19 protein-coding genes are annotated in these 19,796 nt (G+C 47.7%); 11 read left to right on the forward strand and 8 right to left on the reverse strand.

Annotated elements, in window-relative coordinates:
* Positions 1–48: 48 nt before the first annotated feature.
* Positions 49–693 (forward strand): HAD family hydrolase, encoded by a 645-nt coding sequence (locus tag K7P01_RS14065; protein WP_267294004.1) that lies wholly within the window; start codon positions 49–51, stop codon positions 691–693.
* Positions 694–784: 91 nt separating this feature from the next.
* On the opposite strand, the gene K7P01_RS14070 is transcribed toward K7P01_RS14065, so the two are convergent.
* A complete protein-coding gene (locus tag K7P01_RS14070) occupies positions 785–1,027 on the reverse strand; it encodes a DUF1059 domain-containing protein (RefSeq protein WP_267294006.1) in 243 nt (80 codons plus the stop codon).
* A gap of 627 nt (positions 1,028–1,654) precedes the next feature.
* On the opposite strand from K7P01_RS14070, the gene K7P01_RS14075 reads away from it, so the two are divergent.
* The 4 genes from K7P01_RS14075 to K7P01_RS14090 all read left to right on the forward strand — a co-directional run bounded on the left by K7P01_RS14075 (position 1,655) and on the right by K7P01_RS14090 (position 5,062).
* Positions 1,655–2,242, forward strand: a complete 588-nt coding sequence (locus K7P01_RS14075) for a porin family protein (protein ID WP_267294008.1) — start codon at positions 1,655–1,657, stop codon at positions 2,240–2,242.
* A gap of 230 nt (positions 2,243–2,472) precedes the next feature.
* Positions 2,473–3,960: a TlpA family protein disulfide reductase gene (locus K7P01_RS14080; RefSeq protein ID WP_267294010.1), complete on the forward strand. Its 1,488-nt coding sequence runs from the start codon at positions 2,473–2,475 to the stop codon at positions 3,958–3,960.
* Between the two features lie 411 nt (positions 3,961–4,371).
* Complete coding sequence (locus K7P01_RS14085; protein ID WP_267294012.1) at positions 4,372–4,635, forward strand: hypothetical protein; 264 nt, start codon at positions 4,372–4,374, stop codon at positions 4,633–4,635.
* Positions 4,636–4,711: 76 nt separating this feature from the next.
* Positions 4,712–5,062, forward strand: a complete 351-nt coding sequence (locus K7P01_RS14090) for an RNA recognition motif domain-containing protein (protein ID WP_267294014.1) — start codon at positions 4,712–4,714, stop codon at positions 5,060–5,062.
* A 43-nt stretch (positions 5,063–5,105) separates the two neighbouring features.
* Here the strand turns inward: K7P01_RS14090 and K7P01_RS14095 are convergent, their stop codons facing one another.
* From K7P01_RS14095 to K7P01_RS14105, 3 genes are all read right to left on the reverse strand, one after another.
* Positions 5,106–5,969 carry a sigma-70 family RNA polymerase sigma factor gene (locus K7P01_RS14095; RefSeq protein ID WP_267294016.1) on the reverse strand — a complete coding sequence of 288 codons (864 nt, stop codon included), beginning with the start codon at positions 5,967–5,969 and terminating at the stop codon, positions 5,106–5,108.
* A gap of 56 nt (positions 5,970–6,025) precedes the next feature.
* Positions 6,026–6,280, reverse strand: a complete 255-nt coding sequence (locus K7P01_RS14100; RefSeq protein ID WP_267294018.1) for an RNA recognition motif domain-containing protein — start codon at positions 6,278–6,280, stop codon at positions 6,026–6,028.
* Positions 6,281–6,353: 73 nt separating this feature from the next.
* Entirely contained in the window at positions 6,354–7,529 is a 1,176-nt protein-coding gene (locus K7P01_RS14105; RefSeq protein WP_267294020.1) for a DEAD/DEAH box helicase, read from the reverse strand.
* A gap of 475 nt (positions 7,530–8,004) precedes the next feature.
* Between K7P01_RS14105 and K7P01_RS14110 the strand changes: the two genes are divergently transcribed.
* Positions 8,005–8,343 (forward strand): hypothetical protein, encoded by a 339-nt coding sequence (locus K7P01_RS14110; RefSeq protein ID WP_254082827.1) that lies wholly within the window; start codon positions 8,005–8,007, stop codon positions 8,341–8,343.
* Positions 8,344–8,355: 12 nt separating this feature from the next.
* On the opposite strand, the gene K7P01_RS14115 is transcribed toward K7P01_RS14110, so the two are convergent.
* Positions 8,356–9,726 carry a serine hydrolase gene (locus K7P01_RS14115; RefSeq protein WP_267294023.1) on the reverse strand — a complete coding sequence of 457 codons (1,371 nt, stop codon included), beginning with the start codon at positions 9,724–9,726 and terminating at the stop codon, positions 8,356–8,358.
* Positions 9,727–10,034: 308 nt separating this feature from the next.
* Between K7P01_RS14115 and K7P01_RS14120 the strand changes: the two genes are divergently transcribed.
* The 5 genes from K7P01_RS14120 (at position 10,035) to K7P01_RS14140 (ending at position 15,969) form a co-directional block, all read left to right on the forward strand.
* Positions 10,035–12,341 (forward strand): TonB-dependent receptor, encoded by a 2,307-nt coding sequence (locus tag K7P01_RS14120; RefSeq protein ID WP_267294025.1) that lies wholly within the window; start codon positions 10,035–10,037, stop codon positions 12,339–12,341.
* Positions 12,342–12,355: 14 nt separating this feature from the next.
* Entirely contained in the window at positions 12,356–13,561 is a 1,206-nt protein-coding gene (locus tag K7P01_RS14125) for a DUF4374 domain-containing protein (RefSeq protein WP_267294027.1), read from the forward strand.
* An 84-nt stretch (positions 13,562–13,645) separates the two neighbouring features.
* The gene (locus K7P01_RS14130; protein ID WP_267294029.1) at positions 13,646–13,975 is read left to right on the forward strand and encodes a hypothetical protein; all 330 of its coding nucleotides are present in this window, start codon (positions 13,646–13,648) and stop codon (positions 13,973–13,975) included.
* A gap of 5 nt (positions 13,976–13,980) precedes the next feature.
* Positions 13,981–14,259, forward strand: coding sequence for a hypothetical protein (locus K7P01_RS14135; RefSeq protein ID WP_267294031.1), 279 nt, complete (start codon positions 13,981–13,983; stop codon positions 14,257–14,259).
* Between the two features lie 9 nt (positions 14,260–14,268).
* Positions 14,269–15,969 (forward strand): PepSY-associated TM helix domain-containing protein, encoded by a 1,701-nt coding sequence (locus K7P01_RS14140; RefSeq protein WP_267294033.1) that lies wholly within the window; start codon positions 14,269–14,271, stop codon positions 15,967–15,969.
* 441 nt (positions 15,970–16,410) lie between these two features.
* Here the strand turns inward: K7P01_RS14140 and K7P01_RS14145 are convergent, their stop codons facing one another.
* From K7P01_RS14145 to K7P01_RS14155, 3 genes are all read right to left on the reverse strand, one after another.
* On the reverse strand, positions 16,411–16,806 hold the full coding sequence (locus K7P01_RS14145; RefSeq protein ID WP_267294035.1) for a toxin-antitoxin system YwqK family antitoxin: 396 nt from the start codon (positions 16,804–16,806) through the stop codon (positions 16,411–16,413).
* Between the two features lie 408 nt (positions 16,807–17,214).
* Complete coding sequence (locus tag K7P01_RS14150; protein ID WP_267294037.1) at positions 17,215–18,546, reverse strand: sigma-54-dependent transcriptional regulator; 1,332 nt, start codon at positions 18,544–18,546, stop codon at positions 17,215–17,217.
* A complete protein-coding gene (locus tag K7P01_RS14155; RefSeq protein ID WP_267294039.1) occupies positions 18,543–19,676 on the reverse strand; it encodes a sensor histidine kinase in 1,134 nt (377 codons plus the stop codon). Before K7P01_RS14155 ends, K7P01_RS14150 begins: the two co-directional genes overlap by 4 nt.
* Positions 19,677–19,796: the final 120 nt, after the last annotated feature.

Here is a 19,796-nt window from a genome sequence, read left to right on the forward strand (position 1 = left end):
TAGAAAATTCTTGTGTGCGACAATTAACGCTGTACTTTTGCGGCCGACATGAGTAATACACTGAAAAATCAATACGACAGTATAATCTTCGACCTCGACGGAACGCTGTGGGACAGTACCGCGAACGTGGCGCTGGCCTGGCAGGATGCCGTGAACAAGGTCGACTACCTGAAGATAGATATGACACAGGAGTTAGTGCGATCGATCACCGGCATGACATACGATGCCATCTTCGATAAACTCTTTCCAGATTTGAATGACACGCAGCGCGCCGAAGTAAAGGCACAGTGTGGTGAGAGCGAGCTGCGAATCTTGCACGCCAAAGGTGGTGACCTTTACCCACAGCTGGAAGAAACATTAAAAGATCTGAGCGCACGCTATAAACTATACATTGTAAGCAACTGTCAGTGCGGTTACATCGAGTTGTTTTTGGACTTGAACAACCTCCATCAATACTTTTTGGGGCATCAATGCTATGGAACGAAAAGCCGTCCCAAAGCCGACAATATTGTTGACGTTGTAACCGATCACGGCTTAAAAAGATCGGTGTATGTCGGCGATACGATGGGCGACTACAACGCCGCTACGCAAGCCGGTGTGCCCTTTATTTTTGCCAACTACGGGTTTGGCAAAGTTCCAGACGGCATGGTGGCGACGATCAGCAGCATTTCAGAAATGAAGACCTTGTTATAAGTCCGCCTGATCGATATGAATTATGGAAGGTAATTCATTGCTGTCTTCGATATGAAGCGTACTAAGAAGAAGCATCATTGACAGGGCGCTCTTAGCTATTGTTTTCCGGCAATGCGTTGAAAGCATTCCGCTTATCGTTCATCCATGCGTCTGCCGCTTCTGACGATGTCATGGCTTTTCGCATTTCATTCATGGCTTCGATGTGTGCGACATCGCCTTGCTGGACTCTTTCGCGGGCATGTTTGCTCACCATCATGGCGATCTCGTCAAAGCTACTGGCGCTAAAGGTCTGGTCGCAGGCGCCGCCTAATTGTTTGCAGGTCATTGTCTTCATAAGGTGACATTTAATGCCTGTAAGATCGAATATTTTGTCGGATTCACCATCGCACGTTGGCAATAAGGCGATGCGCTATACCTCGTCGAGTAGGCTAAGGAATATGTGGTCATTGAAATGTCAGGCTTCTTTTTTGTGGGCAAAGAATGACCGCGTGCGCGCATACGGAGTCACGTCTTTCGCAATGTATGTGTCAGTGAGACATTTATAGGGTTCGATTTAGCAATTCTATCAGGAGAATATTATCCTAACGGAGAAATTTCCTGGGAGAGCGTGGTATATATAACAAGTTAAATATCCGGCCTTGGTACTCAGCATATACGTTCAGAGCTCAGCCTGTCGGTTTGTGCGATCTCTTCGTTGCGGATTCATGCAACGCATCACTACTATAGATGGCGAATCTTGCAGCTGGATAGAGAAATATGTCAAAACGAACGGTCTTATTACAAGGCCAGGCGCCGAATATTATTTTCCCGATGCACTGGAAACGCTGTAGAAAGCAATTGTTCCCGAAAAACACGCATCAATACGCGAAATCCTTGCTGACAGTAGATTATGGCATTTCGTCGAGGTGTGTAAACGTTGGACGCACAATAGCTTTGCTGCCAACAAAAACATATTCTAACCATGAAAAAAATTTTTACAATCTTGATGTTCTGCTTTTTTGCTGCAGTTGCTGTTCAAGCACAGGACTACAAAAAATTCAGAGTAGGCGTTGGTGGCGGTTACGCTAGCCCCAGCGGCGAAGGTGCTAAGGGCGGCGTGCTCTTTTACCTCGAACCTGGCTACCGTGTGTCGGACGATCTGATCGTAGGTCTTCGCATGGAGTGGGCATTGATGGCCCGTGGCTATTCTGAGTCTCTTGGTAGCGACGAAGCAGATTTTGACATCGCTTCTGCCAGCTCATACACCGTAAACGGTCAGTACTACTTCAAAAAAGGTGGCTTTCGTCCTTTCGTGGGCCTGGGCTTGGGTATCTATAAATATTCCGCTGTTGAGTTTGATGGCGATGATGATGAGTCTGTAGAACTGACAGGTTCTGACGGAAGCAAATTCGGTTTCTACCCACGCGTAGGTTTTGACGCTGGCCACTTCACACTTTCTATCGACTACAACATTGTTGGCGCAACGAAAGTCGATGGCATCGAAGGTGACTTCAAAAACAGCTACCTGGGCATCCGTGTCGGTGGCTTCTTCGGCGGTGGAGCAAAATAATTTCCGCTGTCCATAAAATTAAAGAATAGAGTTTGGAAGAGAGGCTGTCGCAAGGCAGCCTTTTTTTTGTGCACGAGGTAATTTCAATTGGATAAATCGGAAGTTGTGCCGGGTATATAGCCATGCAGCGATCATTTGCAATTCTCGCTGAGAATAAGGACATTAAGTCGCGAATAGCCATCACTCGGTAGACGGGGATGGCTATCTTTATTATTCCACTACAAATGAATATGTTGATCAGAAAATCTATCGCGCCTTTATCGTTGTTTTTTCTGGCGCTGGTGACTACTGCTTATCCCGCAATACCGCGCCAAAATGCCAAAACAGTTATTATCGCGGGTAAAGTAATTTCGCCGAAAGCGAACTCATCTATCGCGCTATTTATTAACCGGGTCGGGTTTGGGCAGGAGGAGCTCAAGGCTTCCGTCGATGTCGCCGGAAACTTTATGTTTAAATTCGAGGCGTATGTGCCTACCGATGCCTGGGTAGCTTATCAAACGAACTTCCTGATTTTATTTCATCCCGGTGATAGTATTTACCTGGAATTCGATGGTACCACGAGTGACCGTACTGCTGCTTTGAAGAGTGCAAAATTTAGCGGTGATGCGGCCGCGAGCAATAAAGGCGTAGCCTTGTTTCAGCAGGCATATGCTGAAAATCCTGTTTCTTGGTATAACTATGAAAAACATACAATCAGAATAAAGAATTCTACGCCATCGCAGTTTGTTCAATACTGTGATTCGCTAAAGAACGAGATACTTAATTTCTACGCCGCTTTTGTTAAAAAGCAAGGGCTTAATCAGGAAGCTGCCCGTTGGTCAAAGCTTTATGCAGGTAATCGATACTATCATGATCTTACATATTTCCCGGGTGACCATCGAGCTGCCCTGGTGCTGAAAGAATCTGAATGGGATGTCCCCTTAAAGTATTATGACTATCTGCAGACTTATGATGATGTAAAACTAGCGCTTGTCAGTGGAGATGCTATTAGTAATTATATCAACCACTACGCATATACGTATATACGCGGGCATTCGTCGGCTGACGCTGCCGCCTTAAAAAGATCGCTAACAAAAGGGCAACAAGATTCTATAAAGCTTCGGAGCATTGTGCGATACTCTAAAGACCCCTTAATCAAGGAAATCGCCCTTTGTTATTTTCTAAACGGTTGGCTGGAGCAGTCGGCGCTTGGAACATTCGAGAAAAATCGGAGCCTGATCGATGCGAACCTTACGCAACCATTCTTGCGTGAACCCTTATTTAAAAAGTATGCACTGAAGAAGAAGGAGGTGGAAGGTCTGCCGGCACCCGCCGTGGAGCGGTTGGTGAGTGGTGTTTCTTTTGTCGACAGTGTTATTCAACAGAACAGAGGGAAAGTGATCTATATTGATATCTGGGCTACGTGGTGCGGCCCTTGCCGACAGGAATTTCCGTACGCCAGAAAGCTGGAGGATGCTTTCGGCGACAACGTCGTGTTTTTATACCTGTGCCTGGAGTCCAGTGAGGATGCGTATCAGAACCTGCTTAAGAAGTATGCACACAAAGGAATTCACAAGTTTTTAGATGAAGAGCAGAGCAAAATACTACGGGCGAAATATAAAGTCCAGGGTGTCCCCCACTACATGTTGATCGACAAAGATGGGCACATCGTTACCATGGACCATTCTATCAAGCCCAGTGCTGATGAGACACCGGCGGCCATACGTGGCTTATTGTAAATAAGAATCAAGCCGGAAGGTGGCGGCAACCATGCTGTAATGGTGCGGAATTCGGCGATTTTTGCATGTATCAGGCTGGAACAGAGGCTCCCCTGTAATTATGAGTAGGATTAAAACTTTTTTTCGGTTACCTTTGCAGAAATCAATTGCGGATACCCAATTCTCAGATCGTTTTCCATTTGGCGCGGTCTTTAATTCTCTCCTCAGTTAATTCGGGAAATAGTCTTTGTTTGTACTGCCTAATCCGCACGACTGGCTTGTTTTCTTTTAGATTTGTTTAACGCAATGTGCTGAATACACAGTCATGCAGGAGACACGTCAAAACAAAAGATAACGTCAAAATTTCGTGTGGAAGGTCGGGATTCATTGCTGATTGCAAGTCAAAGAGCAAAGATCTAAGACATAATTCTCATGAATATTCACCTGAACAAGCCGTACAGCATTAATACGGACAAATTAAAGCGTTATCAGGCCCATTATCAGATATCGGCCACTGAGATGCTTATTGTTCCGCAGCGGGCCATGGGTGAAGAGTCGGCCTGTGATGTACGATGGGAAGACATTGATGGAGCACGGCATGTAATGCACAATGTTATGTTCCGAAATGAAAATCTTGTGGCGTTAGATTTTCTGCTTTATGATAATTTGTATAAGTTGTGGAAGCACTACTACTAGTACCGAATTTAGATGACGGTAGTCGTGGCATACTTTTTAACGAGAAATATTTTTAACATTCGAAATATTTAAAACAATGAACATTTATGTAGCAAACATCCCTTTCAAAGCCTCGGAAGGCGAGTTGAAAGAATTATTTGAAGAGTACGGTGACGTGACCTCTGCAAAAATCATTTTAGATAAGGAAACACAGCGGAGCCGTGGTTTCGGCTTTATCGAAATGCCTGACGACGCTGCGGCGCAGCAAGCAATAACAAGCCTTAACGGCTTTAGCTTTCTTGGAAAAGAACTGAGCGTTAACGAGGCACGGCCGAAAAGTGACAATCCACGCGGCGGTGGCGGCGGCTACGGTGGTGGCGGCGGCAGACGCGGTGGTGGCGGTGGCTACGGCGGCGGTGGTGGCGGTGGCTACAATAAAGGCTGGTAAGCATTTTAAAGAGGCCCTTCGTAAAAGGGCCTTTTTTTATCTTTTATCCCAGGTACGTTCGTAACTGTTGTGCCTGGCGGGACCGCTGTAGTCGCTGCGTAGCATGGTCTTTAATTTGCCGTACACGTTCGCGTGTAATGGAGAACCGCTCGCCGATTTCGCTCAGTGTGAGTGCCTGCTGATCATTCAGACCATAAAAAAGTGTCAGCACCTCGCCTTCGCGGGCAGTCAATACCGACAATGCCAGTCGAATTTCGACCTGCAAAGCGGCGCTCATCAGCGATGCGTCGGGTGCGCTGGATGTTGCGTCAGGCAACGTGTCGATCAGCGATAAGTCATCGGTGTTTAGTACCGGTGCATCTGCCGAAACAGACTTTTGTGAGATAATAAGTGTATCGTCCACGGTGTGTACCGTGACGTTTAGTATTTCCGCGAGCTCATTGTTGCTTGGCTCGCGCTGCAGGCGCTGCTCGAGCTCTGCTTGCGCCTTCAACAGCTTGATGATAGAACTGACGCGGTTTAGTGGTAGTCGCACGATTCTGGCTTGCGACGCCAATGCGGAGATAATCGCCTGACGAATCCACCATACAGCATAGGAAATAAATTTGAATCCGCGCGTTTCGTCAAATCGTACGGCGGCCTGGATCAGGCCAACATTGCCCTCGTTGATCAGATCGTTCAGCGCCAGGCCGCGGTTCTGGTATTGTTTTGCGACGGAGACGACAAAACGCAAGTTGGCTCTTGTCAATTTCGCCAGCGCCACCGCGTCCCCTTCGCGTATTCGTTTTGCCAGCTCCACCTCTTCGTCCATTGTTACAAGTGCCACTTTGCCTATTTCGGATAAATAGCGGTCCAGCGACTGACTTTCGCGGTTCGTGATCTGCTTACTGATTCTTAGTTGTTTCATTTCTCAGAGTTGCTTGACGAAAGTGTGCGGCCGCGGTGCGATGGGCACGATCGAGGCTACCGTTTTGCCTGTTTTTGGCGTGCCTCGGAGATAAACATTTTGCGGCCGAAAAACTCTACATTTTTTAATTGGCGAATGGCCTCCTTTGCTTCGTTGTCATACGGCATTTCCACAAAGGCAAATCCCCGAGATTCACCCACTTGCGGGTCAACAATGACGTTCGCGGATGACACTTTTCCAAACTCTCCAAACAGTGCCTCGAGTGCCTGGTCGTTCACCTGGCGGGCAAGGTTTCCTACATATAAATTCATGTGAATACTACTAGTTACAATAAAAAATAGAGAACCTCCCGCACAGTTGCCTATGCGGGAAATCAGAAGACGATCAGGCAAAAGGATGCGCCAGCACTTCGATCTTACCGGGCGAAATGCGGTTCAGGTTCCGCAGCTGTCCTTTTTCCTCGTGGTCGCAAAACGAAATAGCCGTGCCCGAATTACCCGCGCGGCCGGTTCTGCCAATGCGGTGGGTGTACGTCTCGACTGTATCCGGCATCTCGTAATTAATGACAAAAGGAAGATTGTTGATATCGATCCCCCGGGCGGCAATATCTGTGGCGACCAGTACCCGTGTTGCGTTCTTTCTGAAATTGGTCAAGGCACGTTGCCGTGCTCCCTGCGAGCGATCGCCATGAAATGCCTCTGCCGAGATACCGGCTTTCACCAGATTGCGCACGATTTTGTCGGCGCCATGCTTGGTCCGGGCAAATACCATGACATTTCCCATAGCTTCGGCAATGACGTGGTGAAGCAATGCTTGCTTGTCCTGGCGGGAGACATGGTATACACCCTGCCGTATGACCGCGGCCGTTTGCTGCGTTGCCACCTTGATAGTAATCGGTGTGCGAAGCATGCTCGTTACCAGTGATTGAATTTCCGCGGGCACTGTTGCCGACAGAAAAATGCGCTGGCACTCACGTGGAACGAGTGAAAGTACCTTCCGCACGTCGTGAATAAAGCCCATGTCAAGCATACGATCGGCTTCGTCGAGCACGAGAATCTGCAAGTCGCTCAGTTTTATTATCCGTTGGTTAATGAGATCGAGTAATCGGCCGGGCGTGGCAATGACAACATCCGCTCCCTGGCGAAGCTGTCTGACCTGGTGCATCTGAGAAACACCGCCGTAAACAAGGACACTCGATAGGCGTAGATTCTTTCCATAGAGCGTCAGGTTATCCGCGATCTGAATAGCCAGTTCGCGCGTAGGTGTAAGAATAAGGCCGCGAATACCATTCGATGGCTTTGCCTCTGAGAGTCGTTGCAGCAGCGGGATGGCAAACGCCGCGGTTTTACCGGTGCCTGTCTGTGCGGAAGCGAGTACATCGCGTCCCGTAAGAATGGCAGGAATGGCCTGTTCCTGGATGGGTGTAGGTTGATTGTAGCCTTTTTTCTGGAGCGCATCCAGAATAGGTGCACTTACCTGAAGTTTTTGAAATGACACGTAGAATGTTGTTAAGATATAGGAATGCCACACCGATCCTTTCGATGCGCTTATCCAGGGCATAGCGTTAACAAATTCAAAAACAAAAAGCCTTTTCGGCGGTCCGTTAGCAGTGTAACAACGACGTATCTCCTGGATTAATTGGGGAGAGAATTAGTGACCGAGCTTCTCCGAGGAAGAACCAGCGAATAAGAATATCCACAATTGACGGTGCAAAGGTAGCCTTTAAAAGGCTGTAAACCAATCTGCGCATGTGCCGTGCCTGCGTGCATCTCTGCAAATCAGCTTAAAAACACACAATAAGCCCTGCATTGCCTTAAAAGGCGTTGCTAAATTATTTTAGCGATGCCACATGATCGAGTAATTTAGCGTACCTTTGAAGACTTATTCAGCGCTACCATGGTCCTTTTGCATGAAATGCTTCCTCAAGGGCTTTGTTCTGTCGACACTCGATAAGGTAACTTTACATGCTAATCTCGTCCTGTTTAATGACTATGTGTGACGAGCGAATAGTTTTTTACACATATAAATAAGAATCATGAGCTACGATCTGCCCAACCGAAAATATGCACCTCTTTGGAGCAAGTATCGCCCGGTTATACTGAAAATGATGATCGACTCGCTTCAGGAGCCGCAACAGTACCAGCTTATGCGTCATGAATTTCAGGCGCTTGACGAGGGTAAGAAGAAGAGCATAGGTTTCAGCTTGCAGGTTTTCAAAAACAAGGCGCTGAACGATATCAAAAGTTCTGAAGTAGCCCAGGATTTATTGCACATGCTGCTGCAATCCCGTAAGGGTATTGAATTGATGGATAGCAATACGTTCGAAATTTCCCTTGACCGGCAGTTGATCTTGCACGTCAGCAAAGCGGCGTAATAAGGACGAACCTCACTTCACTTTCTTTCCGATGATTTCGCGCCCGCCCTGGTGGAGGGTAACGCTTTCGATGGCCCCCGAAGCATTTTGGTGGAACGTTAGCTGTGCTTCTACTACTTTGTAGAAGAAGACGTTCTGTGCCCTGGCGAATATCGGAAAATTTCCCTGGCCTGTCGCCTGGGCGAACAGTTGCTTTTCTTCTCGCGTTACTGTTAGGATGAAGCCGGGTGCAAGCTCGTATTGGCCAATGTAAGTTTCCAACACGGCTATATCAACAGGTATTTCTGCTGTTTCGATCACGGGGGGCTTGCCGTCTGTTACGGGGATGTTCGTGTCCAGCAGGTGCAAGCCGATGTCGTCGACACCGATCGCTGAATTTGTGAGGACCACGACGCCTTTCTTACCATTCTTTTGGAAGCCAGAAAATGTGCGGTAGCCGCCGGTGCCGCCGCTGTGCGTGATGATTTCTACGCCATTGACATTAGCAATGTGCCAGCCCAAGCCTACTTGTGGTGCTGCGTCTGCCGGGCGTGTGTTTGTCTGAGCCAACTGCATGGCTGAATACAACTTGCTCTTCCCCTGTCCCATGTTAGCGCGTATATACCGGACCATGTCCACGGCGTCGGACCGGATGCCACCGGCCCCTGCCAAGATTGGGAGATCCCAATTCTCGACTGCCACGCCTTCGCTGTAACCCTGTGCCAGGTTCTTTTTCATGGACGGCGTTAAGGTAACGCGCGTATTGGCCATGCCCAGGGGGGTGGCAATAACGTCGACCATTAACTTTTCATATGTAGTTTTCTTCTGCGTTGCCAGGATGTGCCCCAACAGGCCCACGGCATAATTCGAATATTCGTATTGTGAGCCGATGTCGCGTGGAAGAGTATAGCCTTTCAGGAAATCATATAATTGCTTCTCGGTATAGTCGGCGTATGGGTTTGCCGGGTTGGCGGGGGTAAAGTTGTCCGGAAGCCTGGGAAATGACGAAGTGTGATTGGAAAGATTAACCAACCTGATCACTTCGCCATTCCGGGTGGGAGCGGTGACTCCGGTGGGCAGATATTTTTGCAGGGGATCGTCGAGCTTGATTTTCCCGTTGACGACTTCGTTGGCGAGCAGAATGCCGGTAAATGTTTTAGAGATTGAGCCGATCTCGAATATAGTATGCTCATTGACGGGGTCGGTCGTGGTCAATGACTTCACGCCGAATGAATAAAAACGTACATCATCGCCGTTGATCAGTCCGATGACGATGCCCGGGTTGGTGTGATTGTCGACGCGTAGTTTGATTTTGTCTTTGACGTCCTGAGGGAGGTCGCTTTGGCAGCTGGCATTGCTATAGCAGGCGACGGCGAGTATGAACGGTAGAATTTTCGTTAGCATATCCTTAGTACGTCCTCTGTACGCCTTTTGTTTTTGGTGATCATGTTATTTTATACTTACCCAAATCGAAACTTGTGGTTTCATCGACAGGGTATTTTGATCCCCTGTGAAGGGTATTTTCTTCTTTACCATGCTGTTGAGGTTGTGATAAACCCGGATTCTTCCGGTAGTTATTTGGAACTATTCTAAACGAGTTCTAATATCGCACAAAATAAAGCCGTACAGCGGCAACTGTACGGCTATCCCGGTGAACCGGGAGCGATTAAACGGAACATTTAAAAGCAATGCAAAGTAGACAAATTTTGCTCATGGCTTTGCTATGTGCGTGCGGTATTTTTGCGCAAGCACAGACAGGGTCGATTCGCGGTACTATACTTGACAAAACAGGTGAGCCCGCTATAGGTCTGATGGTCAAAATTCAGGACCTTGCCCTCGGCGCAGCGACGAATCATGCGGGTGCCTTTGTCATCGAAAATGTTACAGCGGGCAAGCATATACTTCTCGTTACCGGTATAGGTTTTCAATCCTTACAGCATACTATACATATAGAGACCGGCAAGGAAGCTGTTGTTTCGCTCACCGTGGAGTCGTCGTCCACCGAGTTGGAGGAGGTCATGGTGGTTGGTCGCTCCGAAGTGCAGGAGACCAACCGACAGGCTTACAACGTCACGGCCGTCGATGCCAAACAATTATACAACACCACCCTTGATCTGGCAGGCGCGTTGGACCGTGTCGCAGGCGTTCGTGTTCGTGAATCGGGCGGTGTAGGGTCAAGTTTCAACCTCTCTCTGAATGGTTTTTCCGGCAACCACGTGCGTTTTTTTATCGACGGAATACCGATGGATGGATTCGGTTCGTCTTTTCAGATCAATAATATTCCCATCAACTCTGCCGATCGAATCGAAGTATATAAAGGTGTTGTTCCGATATCCCTGGCTTCCGACGCACTAGGCGGCGCCATTAACATTATCACCAATGATCGTTACCGAAACTATGTGGACGTATCATATTCCTATGGCTCATTCAATACCCACCGAAGTGTGATCAATGCCGCGGCCACATCAGAACGTGGTTTGCAAGTGCAGTTAAGCGCATACCAGAATTACTCCGACAATGATTATAAAGTAAAGGTGGATGCCGCTGACATCTGGACCGGGGCATATACTCCGGGCGCCTGGGTCCGACGTTTTCACGATGTTTATCACAATGAAGCCCTGATTGCGCAGGTGGGCGTGGTCAAGAAGAAGTATGCCGATAAATTGTTGTTGGGCATTACATTGGGGCGCAACTATAAAGAAATTCAGACTGGTGCGAGAATGGTGTCAGTGTTTGGCAAGTGGCACCGACGCGGGGATGTCGTGACGCCGACTTTTAAATACAGAAAACAGGACTTGATCAAAGGCCTGGATGTCACCCTCAATGCTAACTACAACCTGGGAAGCGAGCAAAATATCGATACGATGAACGTCCGGTATGACTGGTATGGTAACAGTAAACCGAATGGGACCAGTGGCGAACGGTCCAGAAGCTTATACAAGTATAAAAACAATACTGGTGTCGCGACGGCGATGGCTAGTTACCGCATCAATGACCGTCAATCCATTGCGATGAGCGATGTGTTCAATACCTTTAATCGCAAAGGGTCGGATGTGTTAAATCCGGATGCGACCAACCCGCCGAGTAAAACTCAGAAAAATGTATTAGGGTTGAGCTATGCCTACAGTAAGGAGGATGCTTTCGGCATCACCTTGATCAGTAAGTTCATCACTCAAAAGAACGTTGTCGCTGCGCAAGAGGCCCGTGCTACAACAGATAAGATTGGCTACGGTATCGTGGGGACGTATTTTTTCTCGACTTCACTACAAGTGAAAGCATCGTATGAGCTCACCAATAGAATGCCGGAAGCACAGGAGATATTCGGGGATGTTGAGAATTTTGAAGGCAATCCGAGCCTTTTGCCGGAGCAAAGTGATAATATAAACGTGGGCCTGGCGTACACCTTTGCCGCTGATGCAAACAATAAGTTCCTCTTGAATGCCAATGGTGTATATCGATACTCCCGCAATTTCATCTACAACCGGTTAAATAACAATCAATCGAAGCTCATTCCAGATAACCGCGAGGGGGTGCGGACCTATGGAGGTGATGCTGAGCTCCGCTACTCGCACAAACGACTGATATCGGCAGGAGTTACGATGACCTACCAATATCTGCAGAACATGCAGAAGATCGAGCCCGGATACACAGGTGTAAGTCCGGTTTACCTGGATCAGATGCCAAACATACCTTACCTGTTCGGTAACGCCGACGTCTCGGTATCGCTTCGCGATCTGGGCGCGAAAGGTAATAATATGAGCATTGGCTATAACATGCTGTATGTTCACGCATTTTACCTGTACTGGCCCAGCCGCGGCAGCGACAAGCTGGACATTCCCGAGCAGCTGAGTCATGATGTGAACATTGTGTATAGCCTGAAACAAGGTCGCTATAATGTCGGCCTGGAAGCCCGGAATGTTACCGATGCCTTACTGTACGACAACTTCAGTCTCCAAAAGCCGGGCCGAGGATTTTATGTAAACGTTCGGGCTTTCTTTCATAAGACTAGTAATAATTAACAATCTATTTTAATATGAATATCAAAACCACACTGGCGGCCCTGTTTGTTGCCGTAACATTTGCCGTGTCATGCTCTGACGACGACAACGCTCCTGCGAACCCCGGCAATTTCATTCTGGCCGTAACGCCTGCCGCATCTACCGGCGTTGCTGACTACCTGCTCACTGCCAGCAGCCTGGATACGGGAAGCGTATCCACTGCTGAAAATGGTGTTGAACAAGACGGAACATATCGCTACTACGTAACACATAATAACAAATTCTTTAGTATGCTCTACGGGCAGGGCAACCCCGGCGCGGTAACGGCCTACGATATACAAGCCGGTGCGCTGAATAAATTGACAAATTTTCAAACCGAAACGGTGCAGTCATTCGCTCCGGTAAACAACGACCTGCTGCTTGTTAAGATTGCCCGGAACCTAGCGACTCCTACCTCTTCGTGGTATAAGGTCAGCACAGAAAGCCTGACCATCACTTCCGAAGGTACGATGAACACCCTGGATATAACGGGCGACCTGGGGGAGTTGGCTCACTTTACCTGGATCAAACAGGTGGGTGATAAAGTGTATGCACCTTACCAAACTATTAAAGACAGAAGTTTCAATACGGACTATCCTGACCAGGCATGGATTGCCGTGTTCAATTACGCCGACATGTCTCTTGATAAGGTAATTGAAGATAATCGCACCAGCTTCATCGGCCGGTATTTTATGGACGGTCTTTCAATAGCTGAAAACGGCGACATCTATGCTTTCTCTCCTTCGGCGGCAACAACTGGCGGTGCACTTTCTTCTACGAAGCATTCTGCTATTACCCGTATCAAGTCCGGCACTACTGAATTCGACGAATACTATTTTGATGTAGAAGATGCCAGCGGCGGTAACAATATTACTTCCTGGCTGTATGTGGGTAACAATAACTACATCGTTCACTCACAGGCAAAGTCGGAAAGAACATCATTTCCTTCAGGTCGTCGTGTGGCAGTCGTGAACGTTATCAATAAAACCTATGATATCGTTTCAGGACTTCCTGCGTTTGACGATATCGCCAGTCTTACTACGAACAACTATACCCCCAAAGATGGGCGCACTGGCTATATCGGTGTAAACCTGAAAGATGGTACCGGTTACGTATATAAGATTGATGTCACCACTAAAACAGCAACGCAGGGCTTGAAGGTCGACGGTGGAACGCTGACAGCGATCCAGCATCTCGACTAACGGTTGCCTGAGAAGATGATATAAAACTCGTTAGCACGGGCCTAAATGCCCGGCTAACGAGTTATCCATTAAGCACTATTTCGTATGATCACCACATTTTACTTCATCCAATTGATTGCTTTTCAGCTTCTGTATGTTACTTCGGAGCAAGTAGAACATACGGATCCGCCGTCGTACCTGCTCAGTATCTTGCGCCACAGGCAAACGTACCGAATGATTGGAGGAGCACTGATGCTGTTGGTGACGATAGCGTTTGTCGTGCAATGGGGGTGGATGACAGGAATATGCGCCAGCCTCGTGGGCTTGATGGGAGTAGGATGCCTGGTGGTTTCGCTTAATCCGTTTCGGTATGTAAACGAAACGGGAGTGGTTGTGCTGTATGTGTTTTTCCTGACGCTGGAATTTTTAGTTTGATCATTATGCCTGCCAACAAGAAATACCTGACGAAATCACCGTGGCTACGATTGGCCAAGATACTGGCCGGCGTTGTCGGCGGGTATACGGTTATGTTTAGCTTCCACATGTTGCTGACAAAGCTGTTTCCGAAAGAGAATGTTATTGCCACTTCTTTTTTCACTGGCTACATTCTGTGGGCTATTCTTTTACTTGTGGCATTCCTTGTTAGGAATGTTTGGAAGGTGTGGGCGGCTTACGTCATTCTTACTCTTTTGTTTTTGCTTCCTTATTTGATCTCTTAAGTGCCAGCCATGGATAATCGCAATTACAATATTTACTTCCATACGCATACGATCAGCGGCATTTTCATTTGCGCGTTGTTATACGTGATTTTTTTTGCGGGCTCGTTCTCCTTTTTTAAGGATGATATTGCGGCGTGGCAGAAGAATGAATCGATCACCGCACAACGCGGGATTACAGAAAGAGATTTTAACCATGTGCTGGATTCGCTTGCGGCGAATCATACGTTGAAAGGCCGCGATATTGAGTTTTCAATGCAACGACACGGTATGGGTGCGTATGTGTCCATGTCGGCTTCGCATGATAGCACGGTGAAGGCGAAAGTGGAGAAAAAGCCGGAGGAGCAAAAGAAGGGTAGAGGCAGAGGTCGCGGAAGGCGTGGTGGAGATGATGACTCGGCTTTCTTTACGTACAACTTTGGACAGAAGAAAGAGGTCGAATATCAGGCGGGGTACGATATGGGAGAGTTTTTGTATCGGCTGCATTTTCTTGCTCAATTGAATGCTATTCCTATTTACCTGGGCGCGCCGTTTGGCTATTTGCTGGCTGGAATTGTGTCCTTCCTTTTTCTGTTTGCGCTTATCACGGGGTTGATGCTGCATTGGGATAAGATTGTTTCTAATTTTTTTACGTTCAGGCCATGGGCGAAGTGGAAGACGGTCTGGACGGATCTTCATACGGGGTTGGGGGTGATTCAATTTCCGTTTCAGTTCATTTTTGCTGTGACGGGGATTGTGCTGATTGCGAATTCGTTTTTGATGACGCCTTATGCTACTTATCTATATAAGGGCGATAGCGAGAAGATGTATCAGAGCCTGGAGTATTCTGATAGCACGAAGTTTCAATATACGTACACTCCGCTGGCTGCGACGTTTGATTTGAACGATTACCTCGCGGGAGTCGAGCAGAAAATTACGGGAGGGGAGATAAGCCGGGTGGCTATTAAGAGTTACCAGGATGATAATATGCACGTAGTTGTGCTGTCCAAACCGCTGGCGGAAGCAAGCTTCGCCGGATCAGGAAAGACCATTTGTCGGGTCCGCGATCAGAAGATCCTGCATGAATCCCTGCCGACGGAGCATGCCAGTTATATCGACAAGGTAAAGGCACTTATTTACCACTTGCATTTTGGTGACTTTGGCGGACGGCCTTTGCGCGTGATGTATTTTGTGTTGGGGGCAACGGGGTGTGTGGTGATTATATCCGGTATCTTGATTTGGCTGGTAGCGCGCGATAAGAATAGTATACCGAAGCATAGGCGGGTGTTTAATTTCTGGACAGCCAATGTGTTTATGGCGGCTTGCATGTCGATGCTGCCGGTAACGGCTTTTACGATGATTGTGCTGTTGTTTCTGAAGAACGCGGGGCAATCGGAGATTTATAATTGGTATTTCTATTCGTGGCTGGTGCTCGGTGTTTATTTTATTGTGCGGAGGGATCTGGAAGTGACGAACCGGCAGACGACGCTGCTATCTGCGCTGACGTGCTTTTTGTTGCCGCTGCTGGATGGTATTGTACGGGATAACTGGTTTTGGAGTACGTATGCGCGACGGGCATATGATATACTGTTTGTTGACCTGCTGTTCTTATCGCTGGCGGTGATTAGTGTGGTGGTGTTGGTGAAGGTTTGGAGAGCGCAGGCGGTTAAGAAAGTTGGAGCGGTCGCCGCAGTGGAGGAAAAGACTCGACGTACACGCGAAGCAGTTCTGTAGCGAGCGGATTATCGCATACGATCGGGTGTGCTGCGCACAACCTACCCACTGGGTAATTATGGACCACGCCATCGGGTTGCTTTAATGGTCTTGTGTATACTGTTACGCTATTTTATTCTGGCATGGATAATGCACTTTTGGAATGCAAACGGCCTTGGCAGCCAGGCCCAATTTATTGTTAAATCAATTATTATGCGGGGAATAAAGTTTAAGTGCAGTATGCTCGAGTATTCGAAGTTGATTTTGTCGAAGATGACATTCGATAAAAAATTGTTCAGAAAGGAAGTTAGAAAGGCTTTTCGGTATTTAAATGCGGAGGAAAGGAGGCAGCTTATCGAATGGGTTCGTTCCAAATCCGAAATGCTGCGTATTGCATAGCAGTAATTTCCTGAAGGAGTACTTGCGTAAGGTCAAGTGCTTTTTTATTTACTTCAGGCGTGATCAAGCGCCGGTTTTTCGGTGGGTGGCTCTTTCGCCCATGGATATACGCTCGTCGCTGTCTTCGGTTAAGATGTTGTTGATGAAAAACAGGTTTCGTACGTTGTTTCCTTGCTCATCGTATACTTTAAAGCGTCCTTCCCGTAAGCCGTTAAAAAATTGGCCCTTACTAAATACCTGACCATTCGGATAAAAGGAGGTGTACGGGCCATGCTGGATTCCGTGTTTGTAACTCTCTTCCAGCATTATACTGCCGTTCTCATCATAGTACTCGCGCCAGGCTCCGTGCTTTTTGCTATCCAGGTAAAACCCTTCTGCGATGAGCACGGCGTGTTTATTGAACTCCTTCCATTTTCCGTTTTTGATTAGTTTCGTTTTAATATTTTCGTGCGTTTTCATAATAATGCTTTTTGGTCATTAGCTGAATTCGGGACAGCGCCAAACACCATCTTTTCTTCCGGGTAAGGTGCAATTATGGGCGTGGTCGCAGGCTGTGCATAAACCACGTGTAGCATCGGAATCGGTCATATGTTCCCGGTTAAGTTTGAATAACTCGCACTGAATGATTGCTTTGGTGGAGGTCTTATGATAAATACATTCATACTCATGAATGCACGTTCTGCACAGTGCCCGTAGCTCCCGCTTCAATAGGTCTTCGATGATGGTATTCGTTTGCATGGTGTTGCACCCCGGGGGAGGTGTTTCCAAAAGGCATACCATTTAATTTGTGCGTAGCAGCGGCGAATTCGTCGAATGGATCAACGAAGGTTGGAGCAAAGACGGCCGACCGGGGAAATTCTCCCCAGCCTAGTCCTTCGCTTTTTTAAGCTTTTCACGAAGCGTTTTGCGGTCAATACCAAGTATCTGCGCTGTGTGTGAAATGTTGTTTTTGTTTGCGGCTAACACATCTGAAATATAGTCCCGCTCGATGTCGGCGAGTTTTCGATTCAAGCCCCGGCTTCGTGTGGCTGAATACCGAAAGCTCTCCGGAAGGTCGGGGGTGTCGATAGTGTCCTCGTCGGCCATGATCACCAGCCGATGCACCAGGTTTTGCAACTCCCGCACATTGCCGGGCCAAGCATATTCCGTGAGGGATTTTAACGCTTTCTTCGAAAATTGCATGGGCCCTTTCGCCAATTCGCGGACGTATTTATTCAGGAAGAAGTCCAGCAATAGCATAATGTCTTTGTCACGCGCACGGAGTGGTGGCAGGTCGATGCTAATGATATTTAACCGGTAATACAGGTCCTCCCGAAATAGTCCTTTCTTTACAAGTTGCATCAGGTCGACATTGGTGGCGGCAACAATCCGGATATTTACCTTCATAGGTTTCTTCGAACCGACCATATAGAACTCTTTTTCTTGCAGGACACGCAAAAGTTTTGCCTGCATGGCCAGGCTGGTATTGCTGATCTCATCCAGAAAAATGGTTCCGCCGTCCGCTGTCTGAAAAAAACCTGCACGCGTTTCGGTTGCGCCCGTGAACGCACCTCTCACATAGCCGAACAATTCACTCTCGAGTAGTGCGTCGGGAATGCCGCCGCAGTTTACCGGGACAAACGGGGCAGCCGATGCGTGACTACCATAGTGCAGCGCCCGGGCGACCAGTTCCTTTCCAGTTCCGCTCTCGCCATTGATCAGCACAGTAGCGTTTGTATTTTTTGCCTTATTAATTGTTTTGAAAACATCGTGCATGCCTTCTGAGCTGCCGATGATTCCAAAATTGACGGGGGCAGTTGAAACAACTTCTTTTTTATACTTTGACGTTTTCGCCAGTACACGTTCGACCGATTTAAACAATTCTTCGTCTGTAAAGGGCTTTACAAGATATTCCTCGGCACCGATCTTGATAGACTCAACAGCACCCTGAATGGACGGAAACCCGGTAATGACAAGTGTGCCCGCTCCCTTATAGTTTTCGGAAACGTGTCGCACGAGCTCAATTCCACTTTCGCCGGGCATTTTCAAATCGGTTATCACCAGGTTGACCTGTAAAGTCTCCAATAACTTCACCGCAGATTGAACATTGTTAGCGCTATAGACCTGATAGCCGACACTCTCGAGGTTTCGCTTGATTAACTCGACGGTCTCCGGTGAGTCATCAACGACAAGAATATTTGTTTTACCTGCGTGTTTCATGATGATCGCTTTTTCTTTTCTTGTTTTAACGGAAGCTGGATTTCAAACTTTGTTCCTTTACCAGGCGAGGTATTTACGATGATCTGACCGTTGTGTGAGTCAACGATGCCCTGCACCACGGACAAGCCCAGGCCCGTTCCCTGTCCAACCTCTTTCGTGGTGAAGAACGGTTCAAAAATCCGATCTTTAACTTCTGCAGTCATTCCTATACCCGTGTCTTTCACAATAAGTTTCACGTTTGCGGTGGTGCTTTTGGTTATTACATAGATGCTCCCGCCACCCGGCATCGCATAGACGGCATTGGTGATAAGATTGACAAGGACCTGACTCATCTGAACCTCATCGGCCATCATTTCGGGCAGGTTTGGTTCCAATTGTTTTACAATGGTAATCCCGCGGCTTTGGAATCGCACGTCAATAAAATACAGAATATTGTGAACGATAGCATTCAAATTAACTTTCGTGATCTGTTGTGGCATTTGCCTGGAAAAGATCATCAGCTTCTTAATGATCTCCCGTGAATAGAGCGATGCCTTGATAATACGTTCAAGATCTTGCTCCTGTTGTTCGTTTAGACTCCCTGCCTTTTTAATTAGTTGCGCGAAGCCCAGTACCCGGCCAAGCGGTTCATTCAACTCGTGCGCGATTCCAGCAGACAACTCTCCCACGAAGGCGAGTCGCTCTGCATGCTGCAACTGTGCCTGGAGCTTGTATTTATCTTCTTCAATCGAAGCGCGGTGTATCACGAGCGATAACTCCTGGGCCACGGCTTTTAGGAGGCGACTTTCTTCCGGAAGGAATTCCATTTTCTCTTTATTCGACCGGGAACTCCTATAACCAATTTGGATAGTCCCAAATTTCTTCTTGTCAAACCGTAACTCTGCCGCAATCACGGTGGTTGTTTTATCAAAGCCACGTGTTGAATAGTCGCGGGAGTCGATTGATATACTTGCCTCGGCAGCGTCAGGATGTTGCAGGGCGGTGGGTAAGATCTCCAGTGTCTTTGATACGATCGCATCAAAATCATTCTTAGCCTCCCAGGCAACTCTGGATAACTTGTAAAGACAGTTCAATTCTTTTACACGTTCCCGTAATTTAAATTCGTTGGAATTCATTTGGATCCATTTCATGCAAAGGTATTAACATAAACAGGAAAGCGCGGTAAAGGTTCGACTTTATTGGTGAGCGGGTGGGTAATTTCGCCCGGTGGGGAGTTTCGCCCCGTTTGCATCTCCGGAAAAGCGGCACTG

The sequence above is a fragment of the Parachryseolinea silvisoli genome (genome assembly GCF_021190955.1).
GTDB classification, from domain to species: Bacteria; Bacteroidota; Bacteroidia; order Cytophagales; family Cyclobacteriaceae; genus Ohtaekwangia; species Ohtaekwangia silvisoli.

What these genes read in the sequence shown, in the direction of transcription:
- K7P01_RS14065 (WP_267294004.1), top strand. Translation starts at nt 49, where the DNA reads ATGAGTAATACACTGAAAAATCAATACGACAGTATAATCTTCGACCTC.
- K7P01_RS14070 (WP_267294006.1), bottom strand. Translation starts at nt 1,027, where the DNA reads ATGAAGACAATGACCTGCAAACAATTAGGCGGCGCCTGCGACCAGACC.
- K7P01_RS14075 (WP_267294008.1), top strand. Translation starts at nt 1,655, where the DNA reads ATGAAAAAAATTTTTACAATCTTGATGTTCTGCTTTTTTGCTGCAGTT.
- K7P01_RS14080 (WP_267294010.1), top strand. Translation starts at nt 2,473, where the DNA reads ATGTTGATCAGAAAATCTATCGCGCCTTTATCGTTGTTTTTTCTGGCG.
- K7P01_RS14085 (WP_267294012.1), top strand. Translation starts at nt 4,372, where the DNA reads ATGAATATTCACCTGAACAAGCCGTACAGCATTAATACGGACAAATTA.
- K7P01_RS14090 (WP_267294014.1), top strand. Translation starts at nt 4,712, where the DNA reads ATGAACATTTATGTAGCAAACATCCCTTTCAAAGCCTCGGAAGGCGAG.
- K7P01_RS14095 (WP_267294016.1), bottom strand. Translation starts at nt 5,969, where the DNA reads ATGAAACAACTAAGAATCAGTAAGCAGATCACGAACCGCGAAAGTCAG.
- K7P01_RS14100 (WP_267294018.1), bottom strand. Translation starts at nt 6,280, where the DNA reads ATGAATTTATATGTAGGAAACCTTGCCCGCCAGGTGAACGACCAGGCA.
- K7P01_RS14105 (WP_267294020.1), bottom strand. Translation starts at nt 7,529, where the DNA reads ATGCCCTGGATAAGCGCATCGAAAGGATCGGTGTGGCATTCCTATATC.
- K7P01_RS14110 (WP_254082827.1), top strand. Translation starts at nt 8,005, where the DNA reads ATGAGCTACGATCTGCCCAACCGAAAATATGCACCTCTTTGGAGCAAG.
- K7P01_RS14115 (WP_267294023.1), bottom strand. Translation starts at nt 9,726, where the DNA reads ATGCTAACGAAAATTCTACCGTTCATACTCGCCGTCGCCTGCTATAGC.
- K7P01_RS14120 (WP_267294025.1), top strand. Translation starts at nt 10,035, where the DNA reads ATGGCTTTGCTATGTGCGTGCGGTATTTTTGCGCAAGCACAGACAGGG.
- K7P01_RS14125 (WP_267294027.1), top strand. Translation starts at nt 12,356, where the DNA reads ATGAATATCAAAACCACACTGGCGGCCCTGTTTGTTGCCGTAACATTT.
- K7P01_RS14130 (WP_267294029.1), top strand. Translation starts at nt 13,646, where the DNA reads ATGATCACCACATTTTACTTCATCCAATTGATTGCTTTTCAGCTTCTG.
- K7P01_RS14135 (WP_267294031.1), top strand. Translation starts at nt 13,981, where the DNA reads ATGCCTGCCAACAAGAAATACCTGACGAAATCACCGTGGCTACGATTG.
- K7P01_RS14140 (WP_267294033.1), top strand. Translation starts at nt 14,269, where the DNA reads ATGGATAATCGCAATTACAATATTTACTTCCATACGCATACGATCAGC.
- K7P01_RS14145 (WP_267294035.1), bottom strand. Translation starts at nt 16,806, where the DNA reads ATGAAAACGCACGAAAATATTAAAACGAAACTAATCAAAAACGGAAAA.
- K7P01_RS14150 (WP_267294037.1), bottom strand. Translation starts at nt 18,546, where the DNA reads ATGAAACACGCAGGTAAAACAAATATTCTTGTCGTTGATGACTCACCG.
- K7P01_RS14155 (WP_267294039.1), bottom strand. Translation starts at nt 19,676, where the DNA reads ATGAAATGGATCCAAATGAATTCCAACGAATTTAAATTACGGGAACGT.